This window comes from Halobaculum sp. XH14 (genome assembly GCF_032116555.1).
GTDB classification, from domain to species: domain Archaea; phylum Halobacteriota; class Halobacteria; order Halobacteriales; family Haloferacaceae; genus Halorarum; species Halorarum halobium.
Genome location: NZ_CP134949.1, coordinates 2,198,287 through 2,218,215, shown reverse-complemented (window position 1 = coordinate 2,218,215; position 19,929 = coordinate 2,198,287). Strand labels below are relative to the sequence as shown.

Below are 19,929 nucleotides of genomic sequence, written 5' to 3'. Positions count from 1 at the left end.
GCGGTGTCGACTCCGGCAGGCCTTTAGCCGGGCCAGCCGCTAGTTCATCCATGACTGGAGTCCGAATCGCCGGCGTCGGTCTCACCCCGTTCGGCAGTCACGAGGGACGCGAGGGCAGGGACCTGTTCGCCGAGGCATCGCTCGCCGCGCTCGCCGACGCGGACGTCGACCCCCACGACGTCGAACACCTCAACTACGGCAACTTCATGGGCGCGTTCGCCGAGCGCCAGGGCCACCAGGCCCCCTTGATGGTCGAGGCCGCCGGCCTGCAGTGTGCCGGCACCCGGTACGAGGAGGCCTGCGCGTCCGCAGGGGTCGCCATCCGCGAGGCGGTCCGGGCGGTCAGGTCCGGCGAGGCCGACGTGCTGCTGGCCGGCGGGATGGAGCGGATGACGAACCTCTCGACGGCCGACGTGACCGAGTCGCTCGCGGTCGCGGCGGACGAACTGTTCGAGGTCCGGGCCGGCGTCACGTTCCCCGGCGCGTACGCGCTGATGGCCCGCGCCTACTTCGACGAGTACGGCGGCGACCGCGAGGACCTCGCGCACGTCGCCTCGAAGAACCACGCGAACGCCGTGAACAACGAGTTCGCCCAGTACCAGCGCGAGATCAGCGTCGAGGAGGCGCTGGACGCGCCGACGGTCGCCTCGCCGCTCGGCCTGCTCGACGCCTGTCCCATCACCGACGGCGCGTCGGCGCTCGTGCTCGTCTCGGACGAGTACGCCGCCGAGCACGACCTCGAGGCGCCCGTCGCGGTCACCGGCACCGGACAGGGCGGCGACCGCGCAGCGCTCCAGGACCGCGCGGACGTGGCTCGGACCCCGGCCGCGGCCGACGCGGCCGACGAGGCCTACGACGACGCCGGCGTGACTCCGGGCGACGTCGACGTCGCCGAGGTCCACGACTGTTTCACCATCGCCGAGGTGGCCGCGCTCGAGGCGCTCGGTTTCTACGAACCCGGCGAGGGGGTCGGCGCGGCCCGGCGCGGCGAGACGACGCGGGACGGCCGCCTCCCCGTGAACCTCTCCGGCGGGCTGAAGGCGAAGGGGCACCCGGTCGGCGCGACCGGCGGGTCACAGATGGCCGAGCTGACCCGCATCCTGCGGGGGGACCACCCGAACAGCGACGCCGTGCCGGACGCCACTGTCGGGTTGACCCACAACGCGGGCGGCACGGTCGCCAGCGCCGTCGTCCACGTCCTGGAGGTGGCGGAATGACGGACGACGCCGACGGGCCCGACACGGCCACGGCGGAACCACGGGAAGGCGGCTACGACGAGTGGATCGCCGGGCTCGCCGAAGGCGGCTTCCATCTCGAGTGCCCGAACGGCCACGGGTCGCTCCCGCCGCGTCGCGTCTGCCCGGAGTGTGGCGACACCGACCTGTCGCGGGTCGACCTGCCGCCGGCCGGGACCGTGGCGACGTTCTCGGAGGTCCACGTCGCCGCGCCCGCCTTCGCCGACGAGGCGCCGTACGTCTCGGCGGTCGTCGACTTCGGTCCGGTCCGGCTCACCGGCGTCCTGCGCGACGTCGAGCCCGAGGCGGTCGCCATCGGCGACGCCGTGGCTCCCGACGTCGAACTCGACGGACCGGGCGGCGACCCGCTGGTCGTGTTCCGTCCCGCCTGATCGGTTCGATCCAGTTCTGCTCTCCGGCTCGTCGCTCCCGCTAGCGGGTCCGGTCCCTCTCCGGTCGATTCACTCGCTCGGATGAATGTGAGTCCCAGTTTCGGGGCGATCACCCGCGACCGTCGCGGCGAACTCGCGCGGGAACTCGACGTGCGGGAGCACCATCGCGTCGTCGAAGACGACCAGTTCCGCGTCGGCTCGTTCGGCGAGGGCGCGCCCCTCCGAGAGCGGCGGCAGGTCCGCCTCCCGCCCCCAGATGACGGTCACGGGGACGTCGAGGTCGGCGAGCGCCGCGCCCAGATCGATCTCGCTGTTGAGTTCGCCCGCGACGAACGCGGCGGGGGCGAAGCGCGCGTTCCGCTGGTGGGCCGTCCGCCACTCGTAGTCGGTCCACTCACGGTCGACCGCGTCGGGGTCCCAGTAGCCGTGGTCGGCGTTGAAGTAGCGGATCGACGCCTTCGTCGTGAGGAGGCCGAAGGCGGCCTCGCCCAGCACCGGCGCGCGGACGAGCGACCGGAGCCACGGCTTCGGCGATTCCGGCCCCGCCGTGGCGGTCGGACAGACCAGCGTCAGGTCCGTCAGGTCGGAGTCGCCCGCCACCGCGGCGACGTACGCCCCGGTCAGCGAGGAGGCGACGACGCGGGGCGTCTCGAACTCCGCCAGGAAGTCCCGGACGAAGTCCTCGTACAGCGCGGCGGAGTAGCGCAGCGGCGGCCGGTCGGAACAGCCGAACCCCGGGAGGTCGGGCGCGACGACGTGGTACTCCTCGGCCAGCAGCGGGAACGCCTCGCGCCACTCGCCGGCGGTGCCCGCGGCGCTGATCCCGTGGAACAGCACGACCGTCTCGTCGGCGGGATCGCCCGCCTCGGTGTAGGCGACGTCGATCCCGCGCCAGCGGAACTCCCCCTGCCGGCCGGTGAGCGGCGGCTCCAGTTCGCCCGCGCGCCGGCGCAGCGTTCGGGTCGTCGCCACGGTCGCGCCCGCGCCCAGCAGGGTAAGTTTCGCGGCGGTCGAGAGTTTCGAACGGAGGCTCATGGGGTGGTATTCGGCCGCGAGAGACTTAGTTCGGGCGGCGATTCGATGGGTTGTTCGTTAGTTGGCTGAGTCGGTCGTCGATTCGACTGTCTCGAAAGTAGCTGAGGCTCACTGTGCGGGCAGTGACTCGTTCGGTGCTTCGACTGCCTCGAAAGCCCCCGCGGCTGTCGACTCGGTGCGGCCGCTGCGCTCCTCATCAGTCGGCCTCCGGCCTCCCTCTTGCGGTGCTTGTCGGTCCGCGCCGTCGTCGACAGCCGCGGCCCCTTTCAGTCCCACCCACCGCACAGCATGGCAACCACATGCCTCCCCAGCCGATTCGTTCGCTCGGCTCGCTGCGCTCGCCGTCGCTCTCTCATCCCTCGCGCGCATCCGGCGGGCACGGAGGCCCGCCGGCACGCGCCGACCGCTCTGCTGGACGAGGTGTGTGGCGCGCGGCGTTCACGAGAGCTTTGCTCTCGTGAGCTCACGAGACGCAGTGCGTCTCGTGAACGGCCAAGCGAAGCGCGGCCGCTCGTGCGTGGCTCACGCGAGCGCAGCGAGGGTGAGTTCCGAGGAGCTCGCTCCGAGATAAGACGAGCACCGCAGGCGAGCGTAGCGAGCCGAGGAGCACAGCGCGGTCCGCGGGAGCGTAGCCAGCCGGGGGCTTTCGAAACGTGCTCCACGACGACCGAACTGCCCCGTGGACTGAGGGCTAAAGGGGCAATCCAACGAGCACCACTGATACCACAAATCCACGAAAAGAACCGATATCCTCGCTACTCCCGCCGGTCCCGAACACAATCGGCGATCGGACCCATCACCTCGTCGGCGATGGAGTACGGATCGGTTTCGCGTTCCAGCACCCGGTCCGCGAGCGCGTTCACGCCGCCGCGTTCGGCCAGTTCCTCCTCGAGCAGCCGCCCGGTGTCCGAGCGGAGGAGCTGTCTGATCTCCTCGGCGTAGCGCGTCCGGGCCTTCTCGGCGAGCGCGCCGCTCTCCTCCAGCCAGGTGCGATGGGCCGCGAGCGCCTCGACGAGGTCCGCGATGCCGTCGCCGCTGGTCGCCACCGTCTCGATCACGTCGGGTTCCCACGCCTCCTCGTCGGCGTCGTCGATGGCGACCTCGGCCATCTCCGCCTCGTCCACCGGGCCGTGGTGGCCCGTGTCGAGGTTCTTCGCCGGGCTCTCGCGCATGTGGATCATCTCCTCCAGTTCGGCGACGGTCCGCGACGCGCCGTCCATGTCGGCCTTGTTGACGACGAACACGTCGCCGATCTCGAGGATGCCCGCCTTCAGCATCTGCACATCGTCGCCCGACCCCGGCTGGACGAGCACGCAGACCGTGTCCGCGGTCCGGACGACGTCGACCTCGTTCTGCCCCGCGCCGACCGTCTCGATGATCACCTTGTCCTTGCCGAACGCGTCGAGCGCCTTCACGGCGTCCGAGGTGGCCGTCGAGAGCCCGCCGAGCGTGCCGCGGGCGGACATCGACCGGAAGAACACGTCCATGTCGCCGACGTTCGAGGCCATCCGGATGCGGTCGCCCAGCACCGCGCCGCCGGTGTAGGGCGAGGACGGGTCGACGGCGATGACGCCGACCGTCTGCCCGTCGTCGCGGTACGTCTTCGCCAGCTTGTCGACGAGCGTCGACTTCCCGGCGCCGGGCGAGCCGGTGACGCCGATGACCTCCGCCTCGCCGGTGTGCCGGTGGAGCTCCGAGACGATGTCCCGATAGCCCGGCGAGCGGTCCTCGATCTTGGAGATGACGCGGGCGAGCGCCCGGTGCTTGCCCTCCAGCAGGTCGGCGACGAGTTCCGACTCGGTCCCGGAGCCGTCGGGACCGGTGCCCGGCTCGTCCCGTCCGGCGTCGGATCCCGCCCGCCCCGCGTCCGACCCCTCGGCCGACTGGCCGTCCGATTCGGCGCGGTTCATGTCCGGTCGTGGACGTTCTCCCGGACGAACTCGATCGTCTCCTCCATCGGCGTACCGGGACCGAACACGGCCGAGACGCCCATCTCCAGCAGCTCCTCGCGGTCGTCGTCGGGGACGATGCCGCCGACGAGGATCAGCGTGTCCTCGAACGCGTCGTACTCCTCGAGTCCCGCGATGATCTTCGGTACGAGCGTGTTGTGTGCGCCCGACAGGATCGAGATGCCGAGCACGTCGACGTCCTCCTGCACGGCGGCCTGCACGATCTCGTCGGGCGCCCGGTGGAGCCCCGAGTAGATGACCTCGAAGCCCGCGTCGCGGAACGCCCGGGAGATGACGTGGGCCCCGCGGTCGTGGCCGTCGAGGCCGACCTTGGCGATGAGACAGCGGATGGTCCGCTCCTCCTGTTCCTGGGTGCTCATGGGCGCAGTATCGGAGGCGTCGCGTTTGACTCTAACGGACTTTCGGACTCGAGGAAACGCCGGGGAGCCGCCGCCGGACGACCCGGTTCAGACGGTGATCTCGCCCGCGTTGATCCGCTCGGCCTGGTTGTACGCGTCGTAGGCGATCCCGATGTGGACGACCGGGATGAGAAAGAAGAACAGCGGTCCGATGAGGATGAACGTGAGCAGGAGCGCGAGCACCGTGATGAGCGTGTCCGCGACGATGGCGCCGAGGAACGCGACGGCACCGCGGCCCATCTGCCCGTTGTAGAGCTGTCCGGCGCCCGGAATGACGAGCGAGGCGATCGCGGAGATTCCCGGGTTCAACTCGGGGGAGTCGCCCGCGCCCCGCTGGCGAACGCCGCAGTGTGGACACACTTCCGCATCGCGCTTGATCGGCTCGCCACAGCTCGAACAGTACACCTCGTCGTGTGCAGTCTCCCCCACGCCTCCGGCTTCGGACCCCGACTCGGCTTCGCCTCCGGCTTCCGACCCCGGCTCGGCACCGCCTCCGGCTTCCGACCCCGGCTCGGCACCGCCTTCGGCTTCCGATCCCGACCCGGCTCCGCCTTCGGCCTCCGGTTCCCGTTCCGCCCCGGTCCCGGACCCGGCACCCGACCCCGCGTCCTCGGCCGTCTCGACTGGATCGTCGTCGTTGGACATCGCATCCGGCTACTGATAGCCGTCGGATAAATATGCCGGGCCAGGCGGCTGGTCGGGCGGGTCCCCGACGAGCGGCACGACGAGGGAAGCGACGCGGAGAACGACACCTGGCCGATCGGGGGCGGTGCTGCGACGAGCGCTGACGACGGGGCCGACTACGGAAGCGTCACGTCGGCGACGTAGACGCCGAAGCCGGCGGCGTCGAGCCCCGTCGTCCTCACCGGAACGATCGTCAGATCCAGCCGCCGGTTCCCCTCGGTGACGGTGTCCCGTTCGATCGACTCGGTGACGACCTCTTCGGCCCGGATCGCGTCGGCGAACAGCCGCCGTTCGGTCGCCGTCGGGAACGCGGATTCGACGGGCTCCCCGACGGCGACCGAGGGGAACGCCGCCTCGTACGCGGCGTTGGCCTCGCGCAGGACCGGCGTCCCGTCAGGCTCCGTCTCGACGTACACTGTCGGCGCCGGGAGCCCCTCGAAGAACGCGTGCAGCCGGTCGCGCTCGACCCTGAGGTCCGTCTCCCGGCGGAGCCGCGAGAGCGCCTCGTTCGTGTGTGAGGCGACGATCTCCAGGAACTCGACGTCGCGTCCGTCGAACGCCTCCTGTCGATCGGTCGAGACCTGCAGGACGCCGTGATCGCCGATCGGGATGCTCGCGACGGACCCGTCCAGCGGGACCTGCGGGTTCCGATCGTCGTCCGCCCGGTAGTCGTCGACGAGTTGGGACTCCTGGCGACGGTACGTTCGACCCGCGACGCCCTCGTCGACCGTCAGCGTGACCTCCGGGTCGAACGGTAGCGTGTCGCCGTACGGCACGAACTTGTCGTCCTCGACCAGCGCGAGCACGCACTCGCCGTACGCCAGCGGCTCCGTCACGGCCGCGACCACGGTGTCGGCCACCTCCTCGACCGTCTCGCAGGCCGTGATCCCACGGGTGTACGTGTTGAGCGCGGTCAGTTTGGTGTTCGCCTCGTCGAGGCGATCGCGCTCTCTCCCGCGGCGGATCTGGTCCGCGACGCGATCGGCGAGCACCCCCCGCCCGCCGTCCCGAGCCACGATCCCGTCGACGGGTGTCGCCGGTGCCTCGTCGCCGTAGACGACGAGCGGGACCGAGGGAGCGACGTCGGTGAGGTTTCCGACGCAGTCGGCACACTCGCTCATGCAGACGATACACTCCACGGTCGGGGCGAGTTCGCGCAGGTACTCGACGGCCATCCTCCCTCGCTTGGTGACGGTCTCGACGCCCAGTTCCTCGGCGAGCGCGGCTGCCGTCGCCTCGCCGGGCCCCGCATCGACGTCCGGTCTGGAATCGGAGACGGCGACCAGAACCCGCGCGTCGATGGGAGCCCGGGACATATGACCACCACGCGAGTCGACCTGTATAATTCATTCGTCGCCGGGACGACACGTGTCGCCGGGGCCGGACGGGCATCCGGCGGCACCGAGTTCGGCCCGGCGCGTGCACGTGACCTCAGACGTGTTCCGCGAGGAACTCCGCGATGGCGCGGTACGCCTCGATGCGGTTCTCCAGCTTCGTGAACCCGTGACCCTCGTCCTCGAAGACCAGCTTTCGCACGGGGACGCCCTGCTCGCGGGCCCGCTCGACGATCTGTTCGGCTTCGCCCACGGGGACGCGCGGGTCGTTCTCGCCGTGGAGGACGAACAGCGGCGCCTCGATGGCGTCGATGTTCGTCGTGGGCGAGACGGACTCGAGGAACTCCCGGTCCTCCGCGAGGCTGCCGTACTCGGCCTCCCGGAGTTCGCGCCGCCAGTCGCCGGTGTTCTCGAGGAACGTGACGAAGTTGGCGATGCCGACGATGTCGACCCCGGCCGCCCAGAGGTCGGGGTGCTCGGTGAGCGCCGCGAGCGTCATGAAGCCGCCGTAGGAGCCGCCCATGGCGACGATGCGGTCCGGCTCGACGTCCGGGTGGTCGTGGAGCCACTCGACGCCCGCCTTGACGTCGGCCACCGAGTCCATCCGCTTTTCCACGTCGTCGAGGTGGGTGTAGGCCTTCCCGTACCCCGACGAGCCGCGGACGTTCGGCTCGAACACGGCGTACCCCTGCGAGAGGAAGTACTGCTTCACGCCGTTGAACGAGGGCCTCCGCTGGCTCTCCGGGCCGCCGTGGATGTCGACGATGACCGGCGTGTCGCGGTGTTCCGAGCCCTCATCGTGGGGGGTGGAGGGAGTAGAGAAGAACGCGGGGATGTCTCGGCCGTCGAACGTCGGGTAGTGGACGAGCTCCGGTTCGACGAAGCTGTCCTCGGGGATGCCGGCCGTCGCGGCGTACGTCCAGCGCTCCGCGTCGCCGCCGGCCGCGTCGGCGACGTAGACGTTCGTGTTGACGGTGCTCCCGGTGACCGTGAGCGCGTACGCGTCGCCCCCATCCGTGAACGAGACGCCGCCGGCGACGCCGCGGGGGTGGTCCGGGTCCGGCAGCGGTTCGAGTTCGTCGGTCCCGACGAGTTCCGCGGCCGAGAGCTCCGTGTACCCGTCGACGTTCCGCGAGTAGACGAGCCGTCGGGAGTCCTCGTCCAGCGCGACGCCGTCGACGTTCCAGCCGTCGCCGTCGGCGAGCACCGAGCGGTCGCCGGTGTCGACCGAGAGGCGTTCGAGCCGGAGCGTGTCGCTCGCGTGGTCCGTACAGCAGTACACCGCGTCGCCGTCGGGACCCCACTCCGGGCTGGTGAACCGCGCGTTCCCGTCGTGGGGCGTGAGGTGGAGCCGCTCGCCGGATTCGAGGTCGAGCACGTGGAGGTCGTGGTCGAAGCTGGAGCGGGCCTCGTGGAGCAACAGCCGGTCGTCCTCGGGGCCCCAGTCGACCACTGAGAGCCAGCCGTCGCCCTCGAAGACGCGTTCGGCGCCGCCGCCGGTCCGGTCGCGGCTCTGCACGTACACGTCGAACACCGCCTCGTCGCGCCGGTTCGAGGCGAACGCGAACTGTTCGCCGTCGGAGCGCCAGCCGCCCCAGCGGTGTTTCGCGCCGGGGCGCTGGGTGAGGTTCACGATCCGGCCGGTGTCGGGGGTGAGCCGGTGGAGCTGGACGCGCTCGTTGCCGCCCTCGTCCATGCCGAACACGAGTTCGCGCCGCTCGGGCGACCAGTCGACGAACGTGACGCGCTCGTCGAAGAACGTGTGCTGGACCGGCCAGCCGCCGGGTTCCGCCAGCGTCCAGACCTGCGGCGTGCCCGTCGTGTCCATGAGGAACGCCAGGGTGCCGTCGGGCGCGAAGTCGGCGCCGTGGGCGCTCCTGATGTTGAGGTACCGCTCGATGTCGTACCCCTCGTCGGAGCCGTGGGATGCGGGCGCATCGTTCATGTCGCGTGATATGCCCGCATCGACGGAAAGCGTTCGGGTGGCAGCGACTCGTGGGGCTTCGTGCTCGACCGACCGACGATTCCCGGCCGTCCGCGGGGGCTTTCGTGGTCGTCGCCACGGTATCGGGTCCGACGTGTCCCGAACCACCAACCGAACGACGCCGACCCCCCACGCGAACCCGAAATTCGGACCACACGGATTTTTATCGCCACGTGGCAAGCGACCGGATGAGAATGCGCGTCGCGTTCGTCTCGATGTTCACGACCGAGCACCGGGACGCCCCCGCGTTCCGGCGAGCGCGACGCATCGCCGAGGGGCTCGCGGCTCGCGGTCACGACGTGACCTGGCTCGGCGCGCAGTGGTGGGAGGGCGAGATCGACCACTTCGAGCAGGACGGCGTCGACTACCGAGCCGTCACCGAGACGACCAGCGCCGGGTCGTTCCGATCGAAGCTCCCGTTCGCGCTGCGCCGGGCGGCACCCGAGGTCATCCACGCGGTGAACGTACCGCCGGCCCACGCGGCGACCGCGAAGACCGCCGGCCGACTGCTCCGGACGCCGGTCGTCGTCGACTGGTGGGAGCGCGACCCGGAGATCGGTTCCCGAAACCAGTACCGCAAGGTGGTGAGCAAGCCCGACGCGGTGGTGACGCCGTCGGAGACGGTTCGGACCGGGGTTCGGGAGTACGGTGCGGCCGCAGAGGACGTGACCGTGATTCCGGAGGGCATCGACTTCGATCTGGTCCGGAAGTCGCCAGTCGACGACAGCTTCGACATCGTGTACGCCCGGGACCTCGACGGCGACGCGAACGTGGGAACGTTTCTGCTCGCGCTGGCCGAGCTTCGGGACCGCGACTGGCGCGCGGCCGTCGTCGGGGACGGCCCGGAGCGGGCGGCCGCAGAGCGGACCGCCCGCGACCTGCGGATCGACGACCGCGTGACGTTCGTCGGCGACCTCCCGCCGGCGGAGTTCGTCCCCGTCCTGAAAGGGACCCACGTGTTCGCCCAGACCGCGACCTACGAGCCGTTCGCCACGAACCTGCTGTGGGCGCTCGCGTGCGGCTGTGTCGGGCTCGTCGAGTACCAGGCCGGCTCGAGCGCACACGAACTCGTCGAGGGGCTCGACCGGGGGCGGCTCGTCACCAGCCCGCAGGAACTGGCCGACGAGTTCGTCGCCTGCGGGAGCCTCGAGGCGCGGGCGGTCAACGAGACGTTCGCCGGCTTCGACCACGACGCGGTGCTCGGCGAGTACGAGACCCGGTACGAGGCCGTCGTGGCCGAGTACGGACTGTTCTCATGACCGGGAACCCACAGCGCCGTCGAGGCGGCCGAGCCCACGCCGGACGACGGTCGAGTCGGCGACCGCGCGGAACGAATCACTACAAATATCCCGCAGTGTATGAATACTGAACCGATGCCTACCACGCTCCCCGACCAGAACGTCGTCGAGGAGGAGTGGGACTATCTCATCGTGCTCGACGCCTGTCGATACGACTTCTTCGAGGAACTCCACGGCGAGTACTTCGACGGGCGACTCGAGAAGCGACGGAGTCCCGGGTCGGCCACCCCCGAATGGGCCGCCAAGACGTTCACCGGCACCGCCGACCTGACGTACCTCTCCGCGAACCCATTCATCAACAGCCTCGGCATCCCGCTGAACGAGCTGAAGTGGGGTGCCTCCTGCGACTACGAGTGGGCCGCCGCCGACCACATCACCGAGGTCGTCGACCTCTGGCGGGACGCCTGGGACGACGACCTCGGCGCGGTGGTCCCCGGCGCGGTGACGGCGGCCGCACGCGACCGGATCGACGAGGAGCACGGCGAGGACGGCATGGTGGTCCACTACCTCCAGCCGCACGCGCCGTACCTCCGGAGGGGGCGCGGGCGCAAGCTGAAACACATCCGCAGCGGGATCATCGAACCCGGCGGGACGGAGCCGACCGACGACGGGCTCCCGGTGCTCGGCGACCTCCGCCAGCGTGTCGAACGCCGGCTCGGCCGGAGCCAGCTCGCCATGATGATCGGGATGCTCGTGGAACTCGACCCGGCGAGCGTGTTCGACGTCGGCAGCCGGGGGCTCCGCGAGACGATCGAGACCTACTACGAGGAGAACCTCCGGCTCGCGCTCGAAGCGGCGGCGGACCTGGCCGCGGACCTCGAGGGTCGGATCGTCGTCACCTCGGACCACGGCGAGGCGTTCGGCGAGCAGGACGTGTGGGAACACCACGTGGAGACGCACATCCCGCCGCTCGTCGACGTGCCGTGGCTGGTGCTCGACTGAGCGCTCGTCCGCATCTCACCGATCCGCGAGAATCGGCGACCGTCGTCGCTCCGCTACTCCTCGGGCGGCTCGTAGTCGCCGCCGTACTTCGTGAAGAAGAACGCCAGCCCGAGCGTCGAGCACATCGCGATGAAGGCGGCGACGCCGAGGCTCTTGGCCGACTCGGGCACCTCGGGCGGGCCGGCCGGCGCGGGCGTCGCGGTCGGCGTGCTCTCGACGACCTCGATGGTGCCGACCATCCCCTGCTGCTGGTGGGGCTGGCAGAAGTACTCGTACGTGCCGAGCACGTCGAACGTGTACGAGAACTCGAAGCCCGTGTTCTCGATCGTCTCGTGGCCGGACCAGCTCGCGTCCGAGGGCTGAGTGTCCACGACGACGTTGTGGTTGTCTGACTCCCAGACGAAGGTCACCGTCGTCCCGGGCGTGACGTAGAGCGGTTCGTCGGTCCCCGGCGTGAACACGAAGTCACCGTCGGGACCGACGGCGACCGTGGCGCTGCCGCCGCCACCGCCACCGCCGCCCGTCGCCGTTCCGGTGCCGCCAGCCGTTCCGGTCCCCTCACCGGTCCCGGTACCAGTGCCGGTTCCCTCCTGTGCGGCCGCGCTGCCGACGCCGGCCGAGAGGGCGGTCGCGCCCGCGGCGCCCCGGATGAAGTTCCGGCGGCTCATCTGCTCGCTCATGGATGCGGGTTTGCGCCTCCCCAAGGTGAATCCGTCGATTCGACCGCTTTTGTCGGGGGGCATGTCCTCGCGTGTCGGCGAAGCCGACACGCTGCGGCCAGACCCCCCGCAAACCCCGTCGATGACAAAATGCCGCTCGCTCGTTCGGCGTGGCTTCGCCACGCCTCCCTCCCTCACGGTAGGTAGCGGAGTGGTACCGCAGAGGGACCACGAATCTTGCTGGAACAGAACAATCCTCGACCTAACACGCGCTGAAACGCCGGACTTCCGGAGCTACAGCGAGTAGTCGTGCTCGCCCGTCTCGGTGTCGAGGAACGCCGTCAGCAGGTCGACCGTGTCGGCGACGTCGTCGCCGTTTGCCGTCTCGGTCACCGTGTGGAGATAGCGCGTGGGAATCGAGATCGCGCCGACCGGTTTCGCGCCGTTCGTGTTCTGGAAGCCGGCGGTGTCGGTCCCGCCCGCGGGGAGCACCTCGAGCTGGTGGTCGATCCCCTCGTCCTCGGCGACCGCGCGGAGCCGGCGGTGGACCTTCGGCGTCGTGATGACCGAGGAGTCCTTCAGCTTGATCGCGGTCCCCTCGCCGAGTTCCGTCACCCGCTTGTCCTCGCTGACGCCCGGGACGTCGCTGGCGACGGTGACGTCGAGCGCGACCGCCAGATCCGGGTCGACGTCGACGCCGAGCGCCCTCGCGCCGCGGAGGCCGACCTCCTCCTGCACGGTGGCACAGAAGTGGATCGTCACGTCCGGGTTCTCGACCCGCTCTGCGGCCTCGAGCATCGCGAACAGGCAGACCCGGTCGTCGAGCGCCTTGCCCGTCACGCAGTCGCCCAGTTCGACGGTCGACTGCTCCATCGTCACCAGATCGCCGACCGAGACCGACTCGGCGACGGCGTCGCCGTCCATTCCGAGGTCGACGACCGCACCCTCGACGGTGTCGTCCGCCTCCGCCTCCTCCTCGTCGAGCGTGTGCGGGGGAACCGAGCCGATGACCCCCGTCAGGTCGCCGTCGTCTGTGTGGACCCGGACGCGCTGGGCGCGGAGCACGCGCGCGTCCCACCCGCCGAGCGCGTCGAGTTTCAGGAAGCCGTCCTCGGTGACGTGTTTGACCATGAACCCGATCTCGTCCATGTGGGCCGCGACCGCCACCTCGTAGTCGCCGCCGTCGGCGCCGTGGACCGTCCCGACGACGTTCCCCATCGCGTCGGTCCGGACCTCGTCGGTCCGTTCGGCCAGTTCGCGCTCGGCCACCTCGCGCACCCGATCCTCGTACCCCGGCACCCCGCTCGTCTCCGTCAGTTCGCGTAGCAGGTCGAACTCGAACTCGAACGACATGCGTGCTGCTGGCGCGTCGAGGCTCCTAAAGCCACGAGTTCCGGCCCGGCCGGCCGGGAGTTGGAACTCTCCCGGAGTTTTCAGTGGTTCCGGAACGCTTTTTGTCGCAACGGCCCCGGATGCGGGCATGAGTGACACAGAGGCGGAACTCCGCTCGCAGCTGACCGAGGCGTTCGAGGGGGCCGACTACCCCGTCTCGAACCAGATGGACCTCGTCCCCGCGCTCCCGAGCGGCCCGGGCACGCGCTTCGAGGCCGGCGACACCTCCTTCACCGCGATGGAGATGGCCGCCAAGCTCGGCTCCCACCAGGAGTTCCCCTACGACGACGTCGAGTCGCTCGTCGACGACGTCATCGAGGGGCTGAAGGCCGAAGACATGCTCTGAGCCGGACCCCGTCGCGGCGCTTCGCGCCGCGCACCGATCCAGTTTTCTTCGGGCGACTGCGCGTTCCGGGAGGTTCAACTTCGCCGGCCGCCAACCACGACTGTGCTCGACCAGTGGCTCGGGATGCTGCCCGCGTGGCTGATGCTGGGCGTCGGGGTCGGCGCCGCGGCCTCGACGCTCGTCGCTGCGGTGTTTCTCGCGGCGAACCGGTGGTTCCCCGACCCGCCAGCCCGGACCGCGAGCGAGTCACGCGGCTCGCTCCGCCGCCGCGCGGAGATCCGCCAGTACCTCGCGGCCATCGACGAGCGGTTCCACGAGCGGTACGTCCTCGACGGACGGGAAGTGGCGTTCTACCTCCCCGAACGGGACGTCGTCATCACCTTCGACGCGCAGGCGTACTTCCGGCTCCGCGACGCCGAGGACGGTCGCCACGTCGTGCTCTGTGAACACGAGATGCCCGGCCATCAGCTCGGCCGTCGCCTCCCGTTCGGCGTGCCGGACCTCGACGACGGATCCGACCGCGACCCGGTCCGAGCCGCGTTCGAGACGCTCGGACTCCCCCGGGGAGCCGACGAGGACGCCGTCGAGTCGGCCTACCGCGAGCGGGTCAAGGAGTCGCATCCGGACCGCGGCGGCAGCCGCGAGGCGTTCACGCGGGTCAGGGAGGCGTACGCGACCGCGCTGAACCACGTCGAGAACGGCTGACTCGTCCGTCCGTTGCACCCGGGTCGGCGGTGCTGGTCCGGTCCCGACCGCCGGGACTCACGACCGCCGAAGACACTCCTCCCGCCCCGGGGGCACGTACTCCGGGTACTCCCCCGAGAAGCCGAACAACCGGCCAAGCGGGGCGAGGAGCCGAATGCCGAACTTCTGGAGCCAGATCGGAACGAGCGCGAGATACAGCAGGTCATCGTACCGCTCGAGAACCGGTGCGAGCCGGAGCGGGTTGAGCGGCATGCCCGACGGCGTCGTCGCGTAGTCGCCCCCCATCCCGTAGGTCACGTACATGAACGCCTCCGTCGAGCGTCCCGGTCGCACCTCGCCGACGAGGTGGAGTTCCCCCTCGCCAGCGTTCCAGAACCGGTGCGGGTCGCCCGCCGGAATCGTCACGCGCTCGCCGGGCGAGAGCTCCAGGGTCCGTCCGTCGTGCCAGACTCCGAGGCTGCCATCGCGGACTTCGAGGATCTCGTCCTGCTCGGGGTGGACGTGTCGCATCGGGCCGTGAGAGTCGGGCGGGGGCGCGAGCCACATCTCGAACCGGGCGGCGGCACCGTCGGTGTCCTCGGCGGTTTCGAGGTAGCGGACGCGCTTCCCGCTCCGGGGCGCTTCGACGACCGGATACGGCGACTCCCCTCCCATGCGAATCGGGCTACCGCGAGATGCCGCCGTCGCCCTCGGCCACGACGCGCTCGACCTCCGCGGGCGTGACGGCCGCCAGATCGCCGGCGACCGTCCGCTTGAGCGACGCCGTCGCCGCGCCCCACTCCAGGGCCGACGGGACGCTCCCGCCGCGTGCGCGCCTGGCCAGGAAGCCGCCGACGAACGAGTCGCCGGTGCCGATGGGGTCGAGCGTCTCGGCCTCGTAGATCGGCTGTTCGTGGATCTCCCCGTCGTGGAGCGCAAGCGACCCGCGGTCCCCGCGCGTGATGACGACCGTCTCGAACCCGTGGTCGGTCGCGAGCCCGTGTGCGACCTCGACCGGATCACCGTCGCGGCCGAGCACTTCCGCCGCGTCTCGCCGCGCCGCGACGAGCACGTCGACGTGGGGGAACAGCGCCCGGAACCCCTCGCGGGCCGAAGCAGGGTCCCACAGTTTGCTCCGATAGTTGAGGTCGAACGCGGTCGTCGCCCCCGCCTCCCGCGCGGCGTTCAGGAGCTGGATCGACGTCTCGGCGGCTTGCTGGGAGAGCGCCGGCGTGATGCCGCTCGTGTACACGTACTCGGCGTCCCGGAGCGACTCGGTCGGGAGTTCGTCGGCCGAGACGGTCGTGATGGCGGCGTCGGCGCGGTCGTACACGACGTCGGTCCCGCGCGGTTCCCCGCCCGGTTCGAGGTAGTAGGTGCCCAGGCGCGCGTCCTCGCGGCCGTCCCACGCGACGTCGGTCTCGACGCCGTAGCCGCGCAGTTCGTGGACGATCCGTCTGCCGAGCGGCGAGTCCGGGAGCTTCGAGAGCCACGCCGACTCCAGCCCCAGCGACGCAGCCGCGACGGCGACGTTGCTCTCCGCGCCGCCGACGCGCACGTCGAACTCGCGGGCGGTCTCCAGCCTGACCCCCTCCGGCGGCGAGAGCCGGAGCATCGTCTCCCCGAACGTGACGAGGTCGGTCATGGGCGGGAGGTCGGAGCCGGGACACATGAACCCGTGGGAATGCCGGCCGCGAGCGCGACCGGTCGGACCCGGGCCCGACCGGCGGCTACTCCTCGCGCCGGCCGGCGTGGCCGGGGTAGTCACGCTCGAACCGCGCTTCGATCTCGCCGCGCCCGAACTCCACGAGCACGGGCCGGCCGTGCGGGCAGGCGTAGGGGTTCTCGCAGTCGTCGAGCGCCGAGAGCAGGTCCGCGACCGAGCCCTCGGTGAGCGACGTGTTGCCGGTGACCGAGGGGTAACACGCCAGGTCCGAGAGCAGCGCGTCCGCGACTTCGGCCACCGGCCGGTCCCCCGCGGCGACCTCGTCGGCGAACGCCGCGAGCACGTCCCGCAGGAGGTCCGGGTCGAGCGTTGCGTCGAACACGGCCGGCACCGCCGTCACGGCGACGGTCCGGTCGCCCGCGCGCTCGGCCGCGAACCCGACCGACAGCAGCGCGTCGCGGAACGTCTCGAACAGTTCGACCTCGCGGGCGGTGAGTTCGAGTTCGACCGGCTCGGCGAGCGTCTGTGCCGGCGCGTCCTCGGTGGCGGCCGCGCGGAGCCGTTCGTAGTTCACCCGCTCGTCGGCGGCGTGTTGGTCGACCAGCACCAGTCCCTCGTCGGTCTCGCAGACGACGTACGTCCCGTCGTACTGGCCGAGCACGCGCATCGCGGGCAGCGAGTCGTGCTCCGTCCGCTCGTCGGTGGTGCCGCCGGCGAGCGTCGACTGTCGGGGGGCCTGCCGGGTCGGATCGTCGGTCGGTCGGGGATCGTCACCCGATCGGTCGTCAGTCGACGGTCCCCCGTCCGGCGAGTCCTCGGCCTGCCACCGGCGCGGTGACGGGCGGTCGCTCCACGGTTCGTCGTGGTGCGGCCGTCGGACCGGGTGGTCGGTCGGTCGGTCGGCCGCTCCGGTCGCGGCGTCGGTCGTCACTTCGTCCACGTCCCCCGCCGTCCCCTCGACCGCCGATTCGTCATCCGCCGTCTTTTCGTCCTCCGGTTTCCGAACCGTCCCGGAGCCGGAGTCGGCGCCCGGAGCCTCGGGGTCCGCGGCCGGGGAGCCGCCCCAGGCGTCGAGCACCGACGAGGTCGTCCCGGCCCCCGCTTCGTCCGCGGTGTCGCCATCGTCCGCGTCTCCGTCCTCGTCGGCCCGGGCGTCGGCCGCGGCGCGCTCGTGGTCGGTGCCGGCCCCGCCGACGACCTCGGGGTCGACGGCGGCCTCCTCGGGGGCCGACTTCCCGCGCGGCGCGGAACTGCGGATCAGTCCGTGCTCGAGCAGGCCGTTCCGGACCGCGTCCCGGACCGTCCCCGTCACGTCCACGTCGTCGTCGAACCGGACCTCCGTCTTGCGCGGGTGGACGTTCACGTCCACGGCGTCGGCGGGCACGTCGACGAACAGGGCGGCGAACGGGTAGCGGTCCGGCGCGAGTTGCCCGCCGTAGGCGTCCACGACCGCGCCGCGGAGGTCGCCGTCGCGCACCCAGCGGCCGTTCACGAACGTCGTGAGGTACTCCCTGCCAGCTCGGGTCGTCTCCGGGTGCGAGACGAGCCCCGAGACGGAGACGCCGGTTCCCTCGCCGCCGTCGCTCCGGCCTGCTTCCGTTTCATCGCCGCCGCGGTCGACGTCCACCATCGACTCCGCGACCGTCCGGCCGTACACCGCCAGGACCGCAGAGCGAAGGTTCCCGTCGCCGTTCGAGGCGAACACCTCGCGGCCGTCGTGCTCCAGCGAGACGGCCACGTCGGGGTTGGCGAGCGCGTACGCTGAGACGACGCCGTTGATCCGGTCGAACTCGGTCGCGGGCGTCTTGAGGAACTTCCGGCGCGCGGGCGTCTCGCCGAACAGGTCCCGGACCTCGACGGTCGTGCCGACCGGACAGCCCGCCGGCTCGACGTCGCCCTCGTCGCCGTGGTCGACGGCCAGTTCGGCGCCGGTGTCGGCGGCGGGCGGGCGCGAGCGGACGGTCAACTCCGCGACCGCGCCGACGGTGTGGAGCGCCTCGCCGCGGAAGCCCAGCGTGGCGACGCCCGAGTCGAGGTCGTCGATGCCGCCCAGCTTGCTCGTGGCGTGTTTGGCGACGGCCCCGGGGAGCTGGTCGGGGGCCATCCCCTCGCCGTCGTCCCGGACCCGGATGCCGTCGATGCCGCCGTTCTCGACGGCGACCGAGACGCGCCCCGCGCCGGCGTCGAGCGCGTTCTCGACGAGTTCCTTCACGACGGACGCGGGGCGTTCGACGACCTCGCCGGCGGCGATCTCGCGGACGGTTCGGTCGTCGAGCGATCTGATCTCGGTCGTGGTCGGGTCGGTGCGGTCGCTCATGGGTCGGCTCCTTTTACTTTGGGTTGGGTCCGACCGCGACTACTCATTGGGTCGGATGTGGCGGGTGGTCCCTATGAATCCAGTGTTGCTTTTCGGATTGGATTTGGATTATTGTGGGTGGTTTGTGGTGGTTGAGAACGGCTCGAAAGCCCCCGCGGCTCTCGACTCCCGCGGACCACGCCGCGCTCCTCACGCTCCCTGCGGTCGCGTTATGGTGCTTACGGGTCCGGGGTTCGTCGGGAGCCGCGGGGGCTTTCGAGGCAGCCGAAGCGACACCCAAACAAGTCCTGATGGAGAGCGTCCCGGTGACTTCCGAAGTGGTCCGAACCCGAGTCGTGCTGTTCACACTGAGAGCGTGTCGAAATTCAACACACCAGCAAACCGATCACGAACTCAACACGGACAGAATCTCGGGCGCCTCGTACACCTTGTTCCGCTGCTTCCCCGTCGTCTCCACGATGATGCCCGCCGATTCCAGCGTATCGATCGCCTCGTACACTGACGGCTTCGACCGGCCGGTCGCCTCCACCGCACGCGGCCCCGTCAGGTACGGCTGCTCGAACAGGTAATCGACCAGCTCCCGCGTCGTCACCGAACTCGGGAACCGCTCGCGGTACCCTTCCCGGAGCTCCTTCAGCCGGACGCCGCAGTCGTAACCGTCGATGGCCTGCTCGGCGATGGCGTTCAGTACGAACGTGATCCAGTCGTCCCACGCGCCCCCGGTGCTCACCGCGAGCAGCTTGTCGCGGTACTGCTGGCCGAACTGCTTGAAGGACGCGCTGAGGTAGAGGTACGGCCCCGGCAGCAGCCCCGCGTCGTACAGCTGGAGCATGATGAGCAGCCGGCCGAGCCGGCCGTTGCCGTCCCGGAACGGGTGGACCGCCTCGAACTGGTAGTGACACAGCGCCGCGTCGACCAGCGGCGGGTACTCCCCGCGCCGGGCGTACGAGAACAGCTGTTCGAGCAGCAGTTCCACCAGATCCGGCCGCGCGGGGATGAACGTCGCCGTCGACGGGTCGTCCCCCCGCGCGCCGATGTACACCGGAACGTCGCGGAGCTCGCCCGGCCGGTCCTCCTCGCCCCGGACGCCGCCCAGCAGCACCTCGTGAAGGTCCCGAACGAGGTCGAGGTCGATGGGCTCGCCGTCGTCCAGCCTGGCGAACCCCTGTTTCACCGCGTCGACGTAGTTGTACGCCTCGCGGACGTCGGTCCCCTCCGCGGCCGACCTGGCGGGCGTGGAGCCGACCTCGTGCTGGTAGATGTCCGAGATGGTGACGTTCGTCCCCTCGACCTGTGAGCTCATCGCCGCCTCGCGGTGGACGAACGGCGCGATGAGGAGGTTCGGGTTGTCCAGGTCCCGGTGCAGGGTCGTCAGTCGGCCGAGCGCGTACTGGGCGTCGCCGTACACCCGGAGCAGGTCGTCGCTGTACTCCAGATCCGGCGGAAGGCTCGGCGGCCGGTAGCACGGCAGCCCGTCGTGGTCGTCGATGCTGCCCGGGCCGTCCGTAAACTCCGCCGGGTCCATGGCTAACCTGGCCTCGGCGGGGACGCCACATAAGTTAACCGATTACCAATATACCTAACTACTGGGAC

General features: G+C 70.6%; 18 protein-coding genes. 6 read left to right on the top strand and 12 right to left on the bottom strand.

Annotated elements, in window-relative coordinates; translation table 11 throughout:
• Positions 1-50: 50 nt before the first annotated feature.
• Together RJT50_RS11320 and RJT50_RS11315 are read left to right on the top strand one after the other, a co-directional pair.
• A complete protein-coding gene (locus tag RJT50_RS11320) occupies positions 51-1,217 on the top strand; it encodes a thiolase domain-containing protein (RefSeq protein ID WP_313691441.1) in 1,167 nt (388 codons plus the stop codon).
• Complete coding sequence (locus RJT50_RS11315) at positions 1,214-1,627, top strand: Zn-ribbon domain-containing OB-fold protein (protein WP_313691439.1); 414 nt, start codon at positions 1,214-1,216, stop codon at positions 1,625-1,627. The genes RJT50_RS11320 and RJT50_RS11315 overlap by 4 nt, the downstream gene beginning before the upstream one ends.
• Positions 1,628-1,696: 69 nt before the next feature.
• On the opposite strand, the gene RJT50_RS11310 is transcribed toward RJT50_RS11315, so the two are convergent.
• The 6 genes from RJT50_RS11310 to RJT50_RS11285 form a co-directional block, all read right to left on the bottom strand.
• Complete coding sequence (locus RJT50_RS11310; protein WP_313691437.1) at positions 1,697-2,662, bottom strand: alpha/beta fold hydrolase; 966 nt, start codon at positions 2,660-2,662, stop codon at positions 1,697-1,699.
• Between the two features lie 755 nt (positions 2,663-3,417).
• Complete coding sequence (gene meaB, locus RJT50_RS11305; protein ID WP_313691436.1) at positions 3,418-4,572, bottom strand: methylmalonyl Co-A mutase-associated GTPase MeaB; 1,155 nt, start codon at positions 4,570-4,572, stop codon at positions 3,418-3,420.
• Entirely contained in the window at positions 4,569-4,991 is a 423-nt protein-coding gene (locus RJT50_RS11300; RefSeq protein WP_313691435.1) for a cobalamin B12-binding domain-containing protein, read from the bottom strand. The genes meaB and RJT50_RS11300 overlap by 4 nt, the downstream gene beginning before the upstream one ends.
• Before the next feature lie 87 nt (positions 4,992-5,078).
• On the bottom strand, positions 5,079-5,675 hold the full coding sequence (locus RJT50_RS11295; RefSeq protein WP_313691434.1) for a zinc ribbon domain-containing protein: 597 nt from the start codon (positions 5,673-5,675) through the stop codon (positions 5,079-5,081).
• Between the two features lie 155 nt (positions 5,676-5,830).
• Entirely contained in the window at positions 5,831-7,030 is a 1,200-nt protein-coding gene (locus RJT50_RS11290) for a GAF domain-containing protein (RefSeq protein ID WP_313691433.1), read from the bottom strand.
• A 115-nt stretch (positions 7,031-7,145) separates the two neighbouring features.
• Complete coding sequence (locus tag RJT50_RS11285; RefSeq protein ID WP_313691432.1) at positions 7,146-8,993, bottom strand: S9 family peptidase; 1,848 nt, start codon at positions 8,991-8,993, stop codon at positions 7,146-7,148.
• Between the two features lie 233 nt (positions 8,994-9,226).
• On the opposite strand from RJT50_RS11285, the gene RJT50_RS11280 reads away from it, so the two are divergent.
• Positions 9,227-10,291 carry a glycosyltransferase gene (locus RJT50_RS11280; protein ID WP_313695987.1) on the top strand — a complete coding sequence of 355 codons (1,065 nt, stop codon included), beginning with the start codon at positions 9,227-9,229 and terminating at the stop codon, positions 10,289-10,291.
• A gap of 114 nt (positions 10,292-10,405) precedes the next feature.
• A complete protein-coding gene (locus tag RJT50_RS11275) occupies positions 10,406-11,272 on the top strand; it encodes a hypothetical protein (RefSeq protein WP_313691431.1) in 867 nt (288 codons plus the stop codon).
• A 53-nt stretch (positions 11,273-11,325) separates the two neighbouring features.
• Here the strand turns inward: RJT50_RS11275 and RJT50_RS11270 are convergent, their stop codons facing one another.
• Positions 11,326-11,952, bottom strand: coding sequence for a plastocyanin/azurin family copper-binding protein (locus tag RJT50_RS11270; protein WP_313691429.1), 627 nt, complete (start codon positions 11,950-11,952; stop codon positions 11,326-11,328).
• 273 nt (positions 11,953-12,225) lie between these two features.
• Positions 12,226-13,284 (bottom strand): M42 family metallopeptidase, encoded by a 1,059-nt coding sequence (locus RJT50_RS11265; protein ID WP_313691427.1) that lies wholly within the window; start codon positions 13,282-13,284, stop codon positions 12,226-12,228.
• Positions 13,285-13,411: 127 nt separating this feature from the next.
• Between RJT50_RS11265 and RJT50_RS11260 the strand changes: the two genes are divergently transcribed.
• Positions 13,412-13,669 (top strand): MTH865 family protein, encoded by a 258-nt coding sequence (locus RJT50_RS11260; RefSeq protein ID WP_313691426.1) that lies wholly within the window; start codon positions 13,412-13,414, stop codon positions 13,667-13,669.
• Between the two features lie 102 nt (positions 13,670-13,771).
• Positions 13,772-14,374, top strand: coding sequence for a J domain-containing protein (locus tag RJT50_RS11255; protein ID WP_313691425.1), 603 nt, complete (start codon positions 13,772-13,774; stop codon positions 14,372-14,374).
• A 57-nt stretch (positions 14,375-14,431) separates the two neighbouring features.
• On the opposite strand, the gene RJT50_RS11250 is transcribed toward RJT50_RS11255, so the two are convergent.
• The 4 genes from RJT50_RS11250 to RJT50_RS11235 all read right to left on the bottom strand — a co-directional run bounded on the left by RJT50_RS11250 (position 14,432) and on the right by RJT50_RS11235 (position 19,861).
• Entirely contained in the window at positions 14,432-15,028 is a 597-nt protein-coding gene (locus tag RJT50_RS11250; protein ID WP_313691423.1) for a cupin domain-containing protein, read from the bottom strand.
• Between the two features lie 10 nt (positions 15,029-15,038).
• Positions 15,039-15,998 (bottom strand): bifunctional 2-dehydro-3-deoxygluconokinase/2-dehydro-3-deoxygalactonokinase, encoded by a 960-nt coding sequence (kdgK1, locus tag RJT50_RS11245; RefSeq protein ID WP_313691421.1) that lies wholly within the window; start codon positions 15,996-15,998, stop codon positions 15,039-15,041.
• An 85-nt stretch (positions 15,999-16,083) separates the two neighbouring features.
• Positions 16,084-18,336: a DNA mismatch repair endonuclease MutL gene (gene mutL / locus RJT50_RS11240; protein ID WP_313691420.1), complete on the bottom strand. Its 2,253-nt coding sequence runs from the start codon at positions 18,334-18,336 to the stop codon at positions 16,084-16,086.
• 385 nt (positions 18,337-18,721) lie between these two features.
• A complete protein-coding gene (locus tag RJT50_RS11235; protein WP_313691418.1) occupies positions 18,722-19,861 on the bottom strand; it encodes a Fic family protein in 1,140 nt (379 codons plus the stop codon).
• Between the last annotated feature and the right edge of the window lie 68 nt (positions 19,862-19,929).

What these genes read in the sequence shown, in the direction of transcription:
- RJT50_RS11275 (WP_313691431.1), top strand. Translation starts at nt 10,406, where the DNA reads ATGCCTACCACGCTCCCCGACCAGAACGTCGTCGAGGAGGAGTGGGAC.
- RJT50_RS11285 (WP_313691432.1), bottom strand. Translation starts at nt 8,993, where the DNA reads ATGAACGATGCGCCCGCATCCCACGGCTCCGACGAGGGGTACGACATC.
- RJT50_RS11265 (WP_313691427.1), bottom strand. Translation starts at nt 13,284, where the DNA reads ATGTCGTTCGAGTTCGAGTTCGACCTGCTACGCGAACTGACGGAGACG.
- RJT50_RS11270 (WP_313691429.1), bottom strand. Translation starts at nt 11,952, where the DNA reads ATGAGCGAGCAGATGAGCCGCCGGAACTTCATCCGGGGCGCCGCGGGC.
- mutL (WP_313691420.1), bottom strand. Translation starts at nt 18,336, where the DNA reads ATGAGCGACCGCACCGACCCGACCACGACCGAGATCAGATCGCTCGAC.
- RJT50_RS11310 (WP_313691437.1), bottom strand. Translation starts at nt 2,662, where the DNA reads ATGAGCCTCCGTTCGAAACTCTCGACCGCCGCGAAACTTACCCTGCTG.
- RJT50_RS11295 (WP_313691434.1), bottom strand. Translation starts at nt 5,675, where the DNA reads ATGTCCAACGACGACGATCCAGTCGAGACGGCCGAGGACGCGGGGTCG.
- kdgK1 (WP_313691421.1), bottom strand. Translation starts at nt 15,998, where the DNA reads ATGACCGACCTCGTCACGTTCGGGGAGACGATGCTCCGGCTCTCGCCG.
- RJT50_RS11260 (WP_313691426.1), top strand. Translation starts at nt 13,412, where the DNA reads ATGAGTGACACAGAGGCGGAACTCCGCTCGCAGCTGACCGAGGCGTTC.
- RJT50_RS11315 (WP_313691439.1), top strand. Translation starts at nt 1,214, where the DNA reads ATGACGGACGACGCCGACGGGCCCGACACGGCCACGGCGGAACCACGG.
- RJT50_RS11235 (WP_313691418.1), bottom strand. Translation starts at nt 19,861, where the DNA reads ATGGACCCGGCGGAGTTTACGGACGGCCCGGGCAGCATCGACGACCAC.
- RJT50_RS11250 (WP_313691423.1), bottom strand. Translation starts at nt 15,028, where the DNA reads ATGGGAGGGGAGTCGCCGTATCCGGTCGTCGAAGCGCCCCGGAGCGGG.
- RJT50_RS11280 (WP_313695987.1), top strand. Translation starts at nt 9,227, where the DNA reads ATGCGCGTCGCGTTCGTCTCGATGTTCACGACCGAGCACCGGGACGCC.
- RJT50_RS11290 (WP_313691433.1), bottom strand. Translation starts at nt 7,030, where the DNA reads ATGTCCCGGGCTCCCATCGACGCGCGGGTTCTGGTCGCCGTCTCCGAT.
- RJT50_RS11300 (WP_313691435.1), bottom strand. Translation starts at nt 4,991, where the DNA reads ATGAGCACCCAGGAACAGGAGGAGCGGACCATCCGCTGTCTCATCGCC.
- RJT50_RS11320 (WP_313691441.1), top strand. Translation starts at nt 51, where the DNA reads ATGACTGGAGTCCGAATCGCCGGCGTCGGTCTCACCCCGTTCGGCAGT.
- meaB (WP_313691436.1), bottom strand. Translation starts at nt 4,572, where the DNA reads ATGAACCGCGCCGAATCGGACGGCCAGTCGGCCGAGGGGTCGGACGCG.